At 63.3% G+C, this 13,681-nt stretch carries 16 protein-coding genes; 14 read left to right on the forward strand and 2 right to left on the reverse strand.

Features of this window, described 5'->3' with window-relative positions; genetic code table 11:
- Positions 1-18 precede the first annotated feature (18 nt).
- The 9 genes from ACZ5WQ_RS12845 to siaD all read left to right on the forward strand — a co-directional run bounded on the left by ACZ5WQ_RS12845 (position 19) and on the right by siaD (position 7,635).
- Entirely contained in the window at positions 19-579 is a 561-nt protein-coding gene (locus tag ACZ5WQ_RS12845; RefSeq protein ID WP_228247145.1) for a YqgE/AlgH family protein, read from the forward strand.
- Positions 579-1,019 carry a Holliday junction resolvase RuvX gene (gene ruvX / locus ACZ5WQ_RS12850; protein ID WP_088276060.1) on the forward strand — a complete coding sequence of 147 codons (441 nt, stop codon included), beginning with the start codon at positions 579-581 and terminating at the stop codon, positions 1,017-1,019. The genes ACZ5WQ_RS12845 and ruvX overlap by 1 nt, the downstream gene beginning before the upstream one ends.
- Positions 1,016-1,528: a bifunctional pyr operon transcriptional regulator/uracil phosphoribosyltransferase PyrR gene (pyrR, locus tag ACZ5WQ_RS12855; protein WP_228247092.1), complete on the forward strand. Its 513-nt coding sequence runs from the start codon at positions 1,016-1,018 to the stop codon at positions 1,526-1,528. Before ruvX ends, pyrR begins: the two co-directional genes overlap by 4 nt.
- Positions 1,529-1,535: 7 nt before the next feature.
- Positions 1,536-2,531 (forward strand): aspartate carbamoyltransferase catalytic subunit, encoded by a 996-nt coding sequence (locus ACZ5WQ_RS12860; RefSeq protein ID WP_088276058.1) that lies wholly within the window; start codon positions 1,536-1,538, stop codon positions 2,529-2,531.
- Between the two features lie 3 nt (positions 2,532-2,534).
- Positions 2,535-3,809, forward strand: coding sequence for a dihydroorotase (locus ACZ5WQ_RS12865; RefSeq protein WP_088276057.1), 1,275 nt, complete (start codon positions 2,535-2,537; stop codon positions 3,807-3,809).
- A 61-nt stretch (positions 3,810-3,870) separates the two neighbouring features.
- Positions 3,871-5,862, forward strand: a complete 1,992-nt coding sequence (gene siaA / locus ACZ5WQ_RS12870; protein ID WP_088276056.1) for a biofilm regulation protein phosphatase SiaA — start codon at positions 3,871-3,873, stop codon at positions 5,860-5,862.
- 28 nt (positions 5,863-5,890) lie between these two features.
- Complete coding sequence (gene siaB, locus ACZ5WQ_RS12875) at positions 5,891-6,433, forward strand: biofilm regulation protein kinase SiaB (protein ID WP_088276055.1); 543 nt, start codon at positions 5,891-5,893, stop codon at positions 6,431-6,433.
- Between the two features lie 22 nt (positions 6,434-6,455).
- Positions 6,456-6,833, forward strand: coding sequence for a biofilm regulation phosphoprotein SiaC (gene siaC, locus ACZ5WQ_RS12880; protein WP_088276054.1), 378 nt, complete (start codon positions 6,456-6,458; stop codon positions 6,831-6,833).
- A 7-nt stretch (positions 6,834-6,840) separates the two neighbouring features.
- On the forward strand, positions 6,841-7,635 hold the full coding sequence (gene siaD / locus ACZ5WQ_RS12885; RefSeq protein WP_088276053.1) for a biofilm regulation diguanylate cyclase SiaD: 795 nt from the start codon (positions 6,841-6,843) through the stop codon (positions 7,633-7,635).
- Positions 7,636-7,654: 19 nt separating this feature from the next.
- Here siaD and ACZ5WQ_RS12890 read toward each other — a convergent pair whose 3' ends face one another.
- Positions 7,655-8,809 carry a PilT/PilU family type 4a pilus ATPase gene (locus ACZ5WQ_RS12890; RefSeq protein WP_088276052.1) on the reverse strand — a complete coding sequence of 385 codons (1,155 nt, stop codon included), beginning with the start codon at positions 8,807-8,809 and terminating at the stop codon, positions 7,655-7,657.
- A 61-nt stretch (positions 8,810-8,870) separates the two neighbouring features.
- Positions 8,871-9,905: a type IV pilus twitching motility protein PilT gene (locus ACZ5WQ_RS12895; RefSeq protein WP_088276051.1), complete on the reverse strand. Its 1,035-nt coding sequence runs from the start codon at positions 9,903-9,905 to the stop codon at positions 8,871-8,873.
- A 77-nt stretch (positions 9,906-9,982) separates the two neighbouring features.
- Between ACZ5WQ_RS12895 and ACZ5WQ_RS12900 the strand changes: the two genes are divergently transcribed.
- From ACZ5WQ_RS12900 to metX, 5 genes are all read left to right on the forward strand, one after another.
- A complete protein-coding gene (locus tag ACZ5WQ_RS12900) occupies positions 9,983-10,669 on the forward strand; it encodes a YggS family pyridoxal phosphate-dependent enzyme (protein ID WP_088276049.1) in 687 nt (228 codons plus the stop codon).
- 24 nt (positions 10,670-10,693) lie between these two features.
- Positions 10,694-11,512: a pyrroline-5-carboxylate reductase gene (gene proC, locus ACZ5WQ_RS12905; RefSeq protein WP_088276148.1), complete on the forward strand. Its 819-nt coding sequence runs from the start codon at positions 10,694-10,696 to the stop codon at positions 11,510-11,512.
- 13 nt (positions 11,513-11,525) lie between these two features.
- Positions 11,526-12,116 carry a YggT family protein gene (locus ACZ5WQ_RS12910; protein WP_269688459.1) on the forward strand — a complete coding sequence of 197 codons (591 nt, stop codon included), beginning with the start codon at positions 11,526-11,528 and terminating at the stop codon, positions 12,114-12,116.
- A gap of 5 nt (positions 12,117-12,121) precedes the next feature.
- Positions 12,122-12,412, forward strand: coding sequence for a DUF167 family protein (locus ACZ5WQ_RS12915; RefSeq protein WP_088276045.1), 291 nt, complete (start codon positions 12,122-12,124; stop codon positions 12,410-12,412).
- Positions 12,413-12,537: 125 nt separating this feature from the next.
- Positions 12,538-13,680 carry a homoserine O-succinyltransferase MetX gene (metX, locus tag ACZ5WQ_RS12920; protein WP_088276044.1) on the forward strand — a complete coding sequence of 381 codons (1,143 nt, stop codon included), beginning with the start codon at positions 12,538-12,540 and terminating at the stop codon, positions 13,678-13,680.
- Position 13,681 lies beyond the last annotated feature (1 nt).

Genomic DNA, 13,681 nt, shown 5'->3' on the forward strand with positions numbered 1-13,681 from the left:
CGACCCAATACTATGGGCATTATGCAGACGACACCGAGCAACCTCACCCACCATTTCCTGATCGCCATGCCGCATATGGCTGATCCGCGTTTCGATCACAGCCTCATCTACCTTTGCGAGCACAGCCCGGAAGGCGCCATGGGCCTGATAGTCAACCAGCCAAGCGAACTCAACCTCAGTGATCTGCTCGACCAGCTGGCGCCAGATGTTACCGCGGGTATCGACGTCACCGTACTCAATGGCGGCCCGGTGGAAACCGAGCGCGGTTTCGTGCTGCACGACGGTGAGCGCAACTGGGAGTCGAGCGTGGATCTCGGCCCGCTGAAGCTGACCACATCGCGCGACATTCTCAGCGCCATGGCGCGGGGCGATGGCCCGGATCGAGTGCTGATTACCCTTGGCTACGCCGGCTGGGGTGCCGGCCAGCTGGAGCAGGAGCTGGCCGAAAACGTCTGGCTGAGCTGCCCGGCCGATCACGGCATCCTGTTCAATTTGCCCTGGGAGCAGCGCCTGACCGCCGCCGCACGCTCGCTCGGGGTGGACTGGAGCCTGCTGACCAGCCAGGCGGGCCACGCCTGATGCCGACCGCCCATCGCCGCGCCATGGCATTCGACTACGGCACCCGGCAGATCGGCGTTGCCGTCGGCCAGACCCTGACCGGCAGCGCCGAGCCACTGACCAACCTGCGCGCCCGTGACGGCGTGCCGGACTGGGAGCAGATCGCCCGACTGATTCGCGAGTGGGAGCCGAACGTCCTGGTCGTCGGTCTGCCCCTGAACATGGACGGCAGCGCCAGCGATATGAGCGAACGTGCCGCTCGCTTCGCCCGCCGCCTGAACGGCCGTTTTCAACTGCCGGTCGAGACCGTCGACGAGCGCCTTAGTACCTTTGAAGCCAAACAACACCTCAAGTCGCAGGGACGCACACCGAGCAGCTACCGGGATGACCCGGTCGACAGCCTCGCCGCCGCCCTGCTGCTGCAGACCTGGCTGAGCGGCCAGAGCAAGGAGACACCATGAGTACACTTCCCGCGGTCGACAGCCTGCTGAGCAGCATGGCCGACCAGTTGCGCGCCCATCTGGACGCGCGGCAGATCAGCGACCCGGCCTTTGTCGGCATTCATACCGGCGGTGTCTGGGTTGCCGATGCCCTGCATGCTGCCGTCGCACCCGAGGCGCCGATGGGCACGCTGGATATCGCCTTCTACCGCGATGACTTCGAGCAGCACGGCCTGCCGCAACGGGTACGCCCGTCCGAGCTGCCGTTCGGTGTCGACGACCGTCACATCATTCTGGTCGACGACGTGCTGATGACCGGACGCACCATCCGCGCCGCGCTCAACGAACTGTTCGATTACGGCCGCCCGGCCTCGGTAACCCTGGTCACCCTGATCGACGTCGACGCCCGCCAGCTGCCGATCCGCGCCGACATCCTTGGCGCCACTCTGGCCCTGACAGAAGGCCAGCGGGTAAAATTGACCGGACCCGCCCCGCTGCACCTGACCCTGACCGACGCCGCCACCAATTGAGATCGCCATGAGCCTGACGCCGCATCACCTGCAACTCAACCAACAGGGCCAGCTGCGCCACTTCCTGACCATTGAAGGGCTATCGCGCGAGCTGCTGACCGAACTGCTCGATACCGCCGACTCCTTCCTCGAAGTCGGTGAACGTGCGGTCAAAAAGGTCCCGCTGCTGCGCGGCAAGACGGTCTGCAACGTGTTCTTCGAGAACTCGACCCGGACCCGCACCACCTTCGAGCTGGCGGCCAAGCGGCTGTCGGCCGACGTACTCAACCTGAATATCTCGACCTCGTCGACCAGCAAGGGCGAAACCCTCTACGACACCCTGCAGAATCTGGAGGCGATGGCGGCCGACATGTTCGTGGTGCGTCACGGCGATTCCGGCGCGGCGCACTTTATCGCCGAGCGGGTCTGCCCGGACGTCGCCGTGATCAACGCCGGCGACGGCAACCACGCGCACCCGACCCAGGCGATGCTCGACATGCTGACCATCCGTCGCCACCGCGGCGACTTCGAGAACCTTTCGGTCGCCATCGTCGGCGACATCCTGCATTCGCGGGTCGCGCGCTCCAATATGCTCGCCCTGAAAACCCTTGGCTGCCCGGATATCCGCGTGATCGCCCCACGCACCCTGCTACCCGAAGGCATCGACCAGTACGGCGTACGGGTCTTCAACGATCTGCGTGTCGGGCTGCGCGACGTCGACGTGGTCATCATGCTGCGCCTGCAGAAGGAGCGCATGCAGAGCGGCCTGCTGCCCAGCGAGAGCGAGTTCTACAAACTCTACGGCCTGACCCGCGAGACTCTCGCGCTGGCCAAGCCCGATGCGCTGGTCATGCACCCGGGCCCGATCAACCGCGGCGTCGAAATCGAATCGGAAGTCGCCGACGGCCCGCAATCGGTGATTCTCAAGCAGGTGACCTACGGCATCGCCGTGCGCATGGCCGTCATGTCGATGGCCATGACCGGACAAACCACCCAGCGCCAGCTCAACCAGGAAGCGAACTGAACCATGCGACTGACGATTGAAGGCGCCCGGGTGATCGACCCCGCCAGCCAGTTTGATGAAATTACCGATCTGCATATCGCCGCCGGCCACATTCTGGCCCTCGGCGCTGCCCCCGAGGGCTTCAGCCCCAACCAGCGCATTGACGCCCGCGGCCTGATTGCCTGCCCGGGCCTGGTGGACCTCAACGTTTCCCTGCGCGAGCCCGGCTACAGTCGCAAGGGCAGTATCGCCAGCGAGACCCGTGCCGCCGCCGCCGGTGGCGTGACCACCCTGTGCTGCCCGCCGGACAGCCGCCCGGTGCTGGACACCCCGGCCGTGGCCGAGCTGATTCTGGATCGCAGCCAGGCTGCCGGCAACGCCCGCGTCCTGCCCATCGGCGCCCTGACCAAGGGACTGGAGGGCGAGCAACTGAGTGAACTGGTCGCCCTGCGCGACGCCGGCTGTGTCGCCTTTACCCAAGGGCTGCGCCCGATGGGGAGCAACCGTATTCTGCGCCGCGCGCTCGAATATGCGGCGACCTTCGGCCTGACCATCATTTTCACCCCGCAGGATGCCGACCTGGCCGAAGGCGGCATGGCCCATGAGGGTCCGACGGCCTCACGGCTGGGTTTGGTGGGCATTCCGGAAAGCGCTGAAACCGTTGCCCTGGCCCGTGACCTGCTGCTGATCGAACAGACTGGTGTACGCGCCCACTTCAGCGGCCTGACCAGCGCCCGGGCGATGGATATGCTGGCCGACGCCCAGGCCCGCGGCCTGCCGGTGACCGCCGATGTTGCCGCTTACCAACTGCTGCTCTGCGACGAGGACCTGACCGGCTTCTCCAGCCAGCTGCACGTCATGCCTCCGCTGCGCTCTGCCGACGACCGGCGTGCTCTGCGCCAAGCCGTGCAGAGCGGCGTGGTGCAGGCCATCGCATCGCATCATCAGCCGCACGAAGCCGAAGCCAAGCGGGTGCCCTTTGCCGCCTCGGCACCGGGCATCAGCAGCGTCGAGATCCTTCTGCCGCTGACCATGACGCTGGTGGCCGACGGCCTGCTGGAAATGCCGGCAGCGCTGTCCCGGGTCACCACCGGACCGGCCGCTGCGCTCGGACTGTCAGCCGGCCAGCTGTCGCTGGGTGGCGCTGCCGACATCACCCTGTTCGACCCGGCTCAGGCCTGCGAAATCGGCCGCAACTGGCTGTCCCGCGGGGCCAACTGCCCGTTCATCGGCAAAGGTGCGCCGGTGGCCGTCACCCACACACTGTACGGCGGAAAGCTGGTATATCAGACCCATTGACCCGAAAGCCGGTCGAACGCCGCGCATGACACAACACTAAGCGATTGGAAGGAGCCCTGGCATGGCCGCATTCGGCTTGCGTGGCAAATCACTGCTGGCCCTGGTGCTGGCCTGCCTGCTGGCACTGGTACCTGCCGGCCTGATCGGCTGGTCGGTACTCAACGGCATTCATGAACACTTCGGCGAGGCCTATGCGCGCAATGCGACGCTGCTGAGCCGGGAAAAGATCAGCGCGCCGATCAGCCGCGAGCTGGCGCTGTCGTTGCGCTTCGCCAATTCTGCGGTGACCCGTCAGTGGCTGCTTGATCCGGATGATCCGGCCAAGGCTGATCTGTTCTTCCGTGAAGCGGAGCTGTACCGAGCCGACTTCCGCGACCATGCCTACTTTATCGGCCGTCTGGATAACCTCGGTTACTACTTCAACGGCGGCGACCAGCCCCCCAGTACCGAGCCACGCTATATCCTCAATCCCGAATCCGACGCCGACAGCTGGTTCTTCAGCACCCTGCGCAACACGGATAACTACAACATCAACGTCGACACCAACCCCGAGCTGGACACCACCAAGGTCTGGCTCAACATGGTGGTCAAGGATGACGACGGCAGCGTGCTGGCGCTGGCGGGATCCGGGCTGGATCTGTCCACCTTCATTCGCGACTTCATCACCAGCGATGATCCGGGCGTCACCCCGATGATCATCGACGCCGACGGTGCCATCCAGGCGCACAGCGATCGCAGCCTGATCGCCCTCAACTCGGGTGCCGACGCCAACAAGGGCAGCGGCGCCAATCTGCTCAGTCTGGTCAGCGAACGTGACCGTGCAGCGGTTGCCGCGGCCATTGCCGAGCTCGCCACCGACCCGGGCGGAGTCCGCACCCTGCCGGTACAGCTGCAGGGCACCACCGAGCTGCTGGCCCTGACCTATATCCCTGAGCTGAACTGGTACGTAGTCAACGCCATCGACCTGACTACCGCCGAAGTCATCGACAGCGCCTGGCTGACACCGCTGCTGATCGGGCTGGCCGCCCTGCTGATCCTGCTGGTGCTGATTTTTGCGGTCGCTATCGAGCGCCTGCTGCTCGGCCCGCTGCGCCAGCTCAAGCGAGGCGCGCAGGCGATGGCTGCAGGCAACTACGACGTTGCCATGCCGGCCGGCCGCGACGACGAGATCGGCGAATTGAGCGACGCTTTCGGCATCATGGCGGCCAAGGTCCGCAGTCACACCCAGGAACTGGAACAACGGGTTCAGGAGCGCACCTGTGATCTGGAGCAGGTCAACCAGCAGATGCATGCGGCACGCAAGAAGATCGAGGACTCGATCGATTACGCCAGCCTGATCCAGCGCTCGATCCTGCCCAACCGCGAACTGGTCAATGCGCTCGGTGAACATCACGCCGTGCTCTGGCGCCCGCGGGACGTGGTCGGCGGCGACTTCTACATCTTCCGCAATGAGCAAAGTCACTGCCTGTTCGGTGTCGTCGACTGCGCCGGTCACGGCGTACCCGGCGCACTGATGACCATGCTGGCGCACGCAGCGCTGGACCAGGCCATCAACGATTGCGGCATGCACGACCCGGCAGCGATCCTGCGCCGTACCGATCAGATCGTCCGGCACATGCTCAGCGACTCGCCGGAGACCAAGTCGGTTGCCACCAATATGGACGTCGGCCTTGCCTATGTTGATCTGGAGCAACGCCAGGTCACCTTCGCCGGTGCGAAGATAGCGCTGTATCACTGTGACGGTGGTACGGTTTCTCACTTGCCGGGAGCGCGCCGTGCGCTCGGCGACAAGCGACAGGGCGACTACCATAACCAGCAGATTGCATTGCAGCCCGGGCGCACCTTTTATCTGTGCACCGATGGCTTCCTTGACCAGGCCGGCGGCGAGCGCGGGTTCGGTTTCGGCAACAGCCGATTCGCCGATATGCTGCGCCGCCATGCCAGTCTGCCACTGAACGAGCAAAGTGCCGCCTTCAGCGATACACTGGCCGCCTATCAGGGCGACTATCCGCAGCGCGATGACATCACCATGCTGTGCTTCCGATTTGACTGAGCAAACGCCCGACCGCACAGGAGTTGTAATGGACCATATCGACCTGTTCGCGATGCGCGAACAATTCAACAGCCAGCAGATCCTGCTGTGCTTCAACGGCCCCATCTCGCGCAGCCTGATCGAAGAGATCGGCAACGCATTGCGTAACTATCTGGCCGCCGATAGCGCACCGACTTCCGCTGCCATGGATGTTTTTGCCGTCTACATCGAAATGACCCAGAATATCAGCCATTACACCCGGGCCAAGGGCTGGAACGAGCAGGAGGCTGGCGCCACCGTGGTCGTATCACGGGATGAGGGCGGACGGTATATCGTGTCGGCAGGCAACCTGATCGAAAGCGCCGACGGGGAAAATCTGGTCAGTTCGATTGCCCGGCTGGCAGAGCTGGACAAGGCCGGCCTGAAGGCAGCCTACAAGGAGCAGCTGCGTCGCCCACGCGACGCCGAGCGCCCCTCCGGCGCGGGCCTGGGCCTGATTGACATTGCCCGCAAATCCAGTGCCCCGCTGCAGGCCTCGCTGCAGCCCGTCGCCAACGGTCGCAGCTTTTTCAGCCTGCGCGCCGTGATCTGACCGAACCAAGAGCCAAGCACCTATGAACGATTTCAGCATCCCCAGCTCGCAATCTACACCGGAAGTACGCAGCGACTGGAACGCCGGCCAACTGCATATGGCCGGCGACTCCTATCCGGAAAATTCCTTTGACCTGTTTCAGCAGGTGTTCGACTGGATCGAGTCCTATCTCGATCAGGCAGGCGCTCCACTGAGCCTTGAGCTGCGTCTGCTGTACCTGAACACCAGCAGCGTGAAGGCCATGATGGACGTTTTCGACCTGCTGGAAGCCGCCCATCAGGACGGCAAGCAAGTTGCGGTCAACTGGTACTACGACCCTCAGAACGAGCGCGTCGCCGAGCTGGCAGAAGAATTCAAGGAAGACTGTACCTTCAACTTCAACATCATCAGTCACCCCTGAGCACGCCATGAAAGGAAACAAAGAGGACCTCGAAGCGCAGATTCCACGGCTACTGGAGCAAACCGAGCTCCAGCAGAGTCCTCTGTATGCGCCGCTGAACGAGCTGTGGTCGGCCCATCAGGATCTGGCCCGTCGAATCGACCGCATCAGTCACATCTCCGACGGATTCCAGAGCATGGCCCGGCAGCGCGAGCAGTCGCTGACCGAGCGCCTTAACAAGCAATTGCGTCAGCTGGAGAAGGTGGCCCGCATCTCGGACCGCTATCAGAACATGATGCGCGACCTGAACGAGGCGCTGCGCGAAGCCTCCACCCACGACGCACTGACCGGCCTGGGTAATCGCCGCCTGCTGGTAGACCGCCTGAAGAAGGAAGCCGAGCGCTTCATCCGCTATCAGCGCCCGTTCAGCATTGCCATGCTGGATGTCGACCACTTCAAGAACATCAATGATCGTTATGGCCACGAAGTTGGCGACGGCGCTCTGATTGAGCTGGCGCGGGTGCTGGATGCCGAAATTCGGGACAGCGACCTGTGCGGTCGCTGGGGGGGAGAAGAGTTCCTGATTCTGCTGCCGGAAACCGGTACCGCCGAGGCGACCCTGGTGATGGAGCGGGTAAGGTCCGCTGTCGAGCGCCTGACCATCCGGGTGCAGGACGAGTCGGTTGGCATGACAGTCAGTATCGGTATCGCGCAGCACAGCCCGAATAACAGCTATTCCGACACCATCAGCCAGGCCGATCACGCCTTGCTGGAGGCCAAGCGCGGCGGGCGCAACCAGCTGCATACCGCGACGGCCGGCTAGTCAGCCGACCGTCAGCAACTCAGAACCGCCGCGTGCGCGAGGCGACTTCTTCCTCTTCTTCCAGCGACAGGCCGTGGCTCTGCTGGTCGTGCATCAAATGTTGACCGTCGGTTTCAGAGCCCAGTTTGATCATCAGGCGCAGGTCGTTGGCCGAATCGGCGTGCAAAAGGGCATCTTCGTAGGTGATTTCGCCGGCACTGTAGAGTTTGTAGAGCGCCTGATCGAAGGTCTGCATGCCCAACTCATTGGAACGCGCCATTAACGGCTTGAGCTCGTGCACCTCACCCTTGCGAATCAAGTCGGCGACCAGCGGCGTATTAAGCAGCACTTCAATGGCTGCCCGGCGCCCCTTGCCATCGGGCGTGGGAATCAGCTGCTGGGCAACAATCGCCTTGAGATTCAGTGACAGGTCCATCCAGACCTGCTGATGCATCTCGGTCGGGAAGAAGTGAATGATGCGGTCCAGCGCCTGGTTGGCGTTGTTGGCGTGCAGGGTAGCCAGACACAGGTGCCCGGTTTCGGCAAAGGCCACCGCGTGGTCCATGGTTTCCTTGGTCCGCACCTCACCGATCAGAATCACGTCCGGCGCCTGACGCAAGGTGTTCTTCAGCGCCACCTCGAACGAGTCGGTATCAATACCGACCTCGCGCTGGGTAACAATGCAGTTCTGATGCTGGTGAATGAATTCGATCGGATCTTCGATGGAGATGATGTGCCCGCTGGAGTGCTTGTTGCGGTAGCCGATCATTGAGGCCAGCGAGGTCGACTTGCCGGTACCGGTGGCACCCACGAACATCACCAACCCGCGCTTGGTCATGGCCAGCTGTTTCAGCACGTCCGGCAGCCGCAGCTCTTCCATGGTCGGGATGTTGACCTCGATACGGCGCAACACCATGCCCACCAGATTACGCTGATAGAACGAGCTGACCCGGAACCGGCCAATGCCGCGCGCACTGATGGCGAAGTTGCATTCGCGCTTCTCGGCGAACTCGCGACGCTGCGCTTCGGTCATAACGCCCAGCACGGTTTCGCGGGTTTGCTCCGGCGACAGCGGGGTTTTGGTAACCGGCAGGATCTTGCCATTCACCTTCATGCTCGGTGGTACACCGGCGGTAATGAACAGGTCGGACGCACCCTTCTCGACCATCAACCGCAACAGCTTCTCGAACTCCATGGGTTGCCTCTACTTTCCTTCAGGGCGGCAGGCACACCGCCGCCGGCACTATTTGTTGAACTCAGAATCCGTCGGCGACCTTGGCTTTCTCACGAGCGCTTTCCTTGCTGACCAGGCCCTTGGCGACCAGCGACTTCAGACACATGTCCAGGGTCTGCATGCCGAGGTTACCGCCGGTCTGGATCGCCGAGTACATCTGCGCAATCTTGTCTTCACGGATCAGGTTCCGGATCGCCGGTGTGCCGATCATGATTTCGTGCGCGGCGACCCGGCCGCCGCCGATCTTCTTCAGCAGCGTCTGGGAGATTACCGCCTGCAGTGACTCGGACAGCATCGAGCGCACCATGGCCTTTTCCTCACCGGGGAACACGTCGACGATACGGTCGATGGTCTTGGCCGCCGAGGTGGTATGCAGGGTGCCGAACACCAGGTGACCGGTTTCTGCCGCAGTCAGCGCCAGGCGAATGGTTTCCAGGTCGCGCATCTCGCCGACCAGAATGATATCCGGGTCTTCCCGCAGTGCCGAGCGCAATGCTTCGGCAAAGCCAAGTGTGTCACGGTGCACTTCACGCTGGTTGACCAGACACTTTTTCGACTCGTGAACGAACTCGATCGGGTCCTCGATGGTCAGGATGTGCTGGTATTTGTTGCAATTGATGTAGTCGAGCATGGCCGCCAGACTGGTGGACTTGCCCGAGCCGGTTGGCCCGGTCACCAGCACCAACCCGCGCGGCACATCGGAAATCTTCTTGAACACATCGCCCATGCCCAGGTCTTCCATGGTCAGCACCTTGGAAGGAATGGTCCGGAACACCGCGCCTGCGCCACGATTCTGGTTGAACGCGTTAACCCGGAACCGGGCTACGCCGGGAACCTCGAAGGAGAAGTCGGTCTCCAGGAACTCCTCGTAGTCCTTGCGCTGCTTGTCGTTCATGATGTCGTAGATCAGCGCATGAACCTGCTTGTGCTCCATCGCCGGTACGTTGATCCGGCGCACGTCGCCATCAACACGGATCATGGGCGGCAATCCTGCCGACAGGTGCAAGTCCGACGCGCCCTGTTTAGCGCTGAAGGCTAACAGCTCGGTAATATCCATAGGGTTCCCCATAACAACCTGCATGCATGTAGAATGCCCGCAGTGTCTATTCCATTGGCAAGGTATTAACGTCCGTAATGTCCACGATAGCAGAGAATATTGCAAACGTTCGTGAGCGCATCCGGCGGGCTGCAGAGGCGGCCGGACGGCCTCCGGAAGCGATCACCCTGCTGGCCGTCAGCAAGACCCGACCCGCCAGCGCCATTCGCGACGCCTGGGCCGCCGGGCTGCAGGATATCGGCGAAAACTACCTGCAGGAAGCCCTCGACAAGATGGCCGAGCTGAGTGATCTGCCCTTGCGCTGGCACTTCATCGGCCCCATTCAATCGAACAAGACGCGTCCCATCGCCGAGCACTTCGACTGGGTACACAGCGTCGATCGCCTGAAAATCGCCCAGCGCCTCTCTGACCAGCGCCCGGAACATCTGCCGCCGCTGAATGTCTGCCTGCAGGTAAATATCAGCGCCGAAGACAGCAAATCCGGCGTATCGCTGGCCGAACTGCCTGAGCTGGCTGCTGCGGTCGCGGCGCTGCCGCGCATTCGGCTGCGTGGGCTGATGGCCATTCCGGCCCCGGCCGAGACCAGCGAAGCCCGCCGCGCGCCACTGGCTGCGCTGCGCCAGGCTGCACAAAGCCTGCCGCTGGACCTGGACACCCTGTCGATGGGCATGAGCGATGACCTGACCGAAGCGGTCCAGGAAGGCGCCACCATAGTGCGTATCGGCACCGCCCTGTTCGGGCAGCGCCAGTACCCCAACACCTAACGCATGCAGAACGAGGTTTCCCACATGACTGCACCCGTAATAGGATTCATCGGCGCCGGCAACATGGCCACCAGCCTGATCGGCGGCATGCTGCAGAAAAACGTCAAGCCGGCCAATCTGATTGCCAGCGACACCAAGGCCGAGCAATGCGCCGCCCTGGAGCGCCAGTTTCATATCCGCACCGCGACCGACAACGCCATTCTGGCCGCCGAGTGCGACATCCTGCTGCTGGCGGTCAAGCCGCAGGTCATGCAGGACGTCTGCCGCGCTCTGCCGCGCAGCCGCAAGCCCGGCCAGCTGATCATTTCCATCGCTGCAGGCATCACCTGCCAGAGTCTGGAAAACTGGCTCGGCGCCGGTACCGCCATCGTGCGCTGCATGCCCAATACGCCGTCGCTGCGCGGCCAGGGCGTCAGCGGCCTGTATGCCAACGCCGCCGTCAGCGACGAGCAGCGTGAGCAGGCCGAAGGCATCCTCAACGCGGTCGGCATCAGTGTCTGGCTGGATGAGGAAAAGCTGATCGACGCCGTCACCGCGGTCTCCGGCAGTGGCCCGGCCTACTTCTTCTACCTGATGGAAGCGATGATCGACGCCGGCGAAAAACTTGGCCTGCCGCGCGACACCGCCGAACGTCTGGCCCTGTTCACCGGCCTGGGTGCCGCCGACATGGCGGTGCACAGCGACGTCGACGTTGCCGAGCTGCGCCGTCGCGTCTGCTCACCCAACGGCACCACCGAACGCGCCATCGAAACCTTCCGCAGCCAGGGGTTGCCGAAGATGGTCGACGACGCCATGCAGGCCTGTGCCGACCGCGCAGCCGAAATGTCCCGCGAGCTTGCCTGAGGATTGATTGCCCATGAACAGCCTGAATACGGCCGCCATTTACCTGCTGCAAACCCTCGGCAATCTCTACCTGCTGGTAGTACTGCTGCGCTTTCTGCTGCAGCTGGTCCGCGCCGACTTCTATAACCCGATCTCGCAGTTCATCGTCCGTGCCACCAAGCCGCTGCTGATGCCGCTGCGCCGGATTATTCCCGGTTACGGCGGGCTGGACTTCGCCTCGCTGGTCCTGGCGCTGGCAATCCAGCTGGTGCTGATGGTGCTGATCATCAAGTTGATGGGCTACGCGCTGCCGAACATTATCCTGCTGGTCGCCTGGTCAGCCATTGGCATCCTCGCGCTGTTCGCCAAGATCTTCTTCTTCGCGCTGATCATCAGTGTAATCCTGTCGTGGGTCGCCCAGGGCAGCTACAACCCGGCGGTAACGCTGATCAACCAGTTGTGTGAGCCGCTGCTGGCACCGATCCGCAAGATCCTGCCGGCACTGGGCGGGCTGGACCTGTCACCGATCTTTGCCTTTATCGCCATTCGGCTGTTCGACATGCTGGTCATCGCGAACCTGGCGGCCGCGGCCAGCATGCCCCGCGGCCTGACGCTGGCACTCTGACGCCAGTGCCGTTCTACCACTGGCAAGGCAAGGATCTGATCCTCGACTGCCATCTGCAGCCCGGCGCCAAGCGCGCCGAGTTTGCCGGCCAGCATGGCGAACGGCTGAAAATCCGCATCAGCGCACCGCCCGTTGACGGCAAGGCCAACGACGCGCTGATGCGCTTTCTGGCCGACGCCTTTGCGGTCAGCCGCCAGCAGGTCAGCCTGCTCAGCGGCCAGACCAGCCGGCAAAAACGCCTGCTGATCAAACAACCGCTGCAGCTGCCCGAGGATCTGGGTATCAGCCGCTGCTGAATGTTGCACCGGACCAACGCCCTCTTTAGACTGGCGCCTCTATTATTGGCCCTTCGCCTGCCTGCAGCACCCCGGAGCAAGCCTCCTTGCGAAGTCCGGCCAAGCGACACAGGAACAGGTTACCGATGTCCAGACTACCTGCTGACTCCGTCGGCCTGGTCACCCCCCAGCGCCAGACCTTCACCGAGCCTCTACCCCTGGCCTGCGGCACGCCGCTGAACAGCTACGAGCTGGTCTACGAGACCTACGGTGAACTTAACGCCAGCGCCAGCAATGCGGTGCTGGTTTGCCACGCCCTGTCCGGCCATCACCACGCCGCCGGCTACCACAGCGCCGACGATCGCAAACCGGGCTGGTGGGATAACTGCATCGGCCCCGGCAAGGCCATCGACACCAAGCGCTTCTTCGTCGTCAGCCTGAACAACCTCGGCGGCTGCCACGGCTCCACCGGCCCGTCCAGCATCAACCCGGAAACCGGCAAGAGCTACGGCGCCAGCTTCCCGGTACTGACCGTTGAAGACTGGGTCCACAGTCAGGCGCGGCTGGCGGACGTGCTGGGCATTCAGCAGTGGGCTGCGGTGGTGGGCGGCAGCCTTGGCGGCATGCAGGCGCTGCAGTGGGCGATCAGCTACCCGGAGCGCGTGCGTCACTGCGTGGCCATTGCCACCGCGCCCAAGCTGTCGGCACAGAACATCGCCTTCAACGAGGTGGCCCGGCAGGCGATCATTACCGATCCGGACTTCCACAACGGCGACTACGCCGCCTTTGGCGTAATCCCCAAGCGCGGCCTGATGCTGGCGCGCATGGTCGGCCACATTACCTACCTGTCGGACGACTCGATGGGCGCCAAGTTCGGCCGCGATCTGCGCTCCGATCAGCTCAACTACGACCTCACCAGCGTCGAGTTCGAGGTGGAAAGCTACCTGCGCTATCAGGGTCAGGAGTTCTCCGGCCGCTTCGACGCCAATACCTACCTGCTGATGACCAAGGCGCTGGACTACTTTGACCCGGCCGCGGCCAACGGCGGTGATCTGGCGCGAACACTGGCGGTGGTCCAGGCTCGCTGCCTGGTGATGTCGTTCACTACCGACTGGCGCTTCTCGCCGGCACGCTCGCGCGAGCTGGTCGACGGCCTGCTCGCCGCCCGCAAGGACGTCAGCTATCTGGAGATCGAAGCCGCGCAGGGCCACGACGCCTTCCTGCTGCCGATTCCCCGCTATATCGAGGCCCTGAGTGGCTACATGAACCGCATCGAGGTGAACCAATGAG

The organism is Halopseudomonas sp. T1L2 (genome assembly GCF_055397385.1).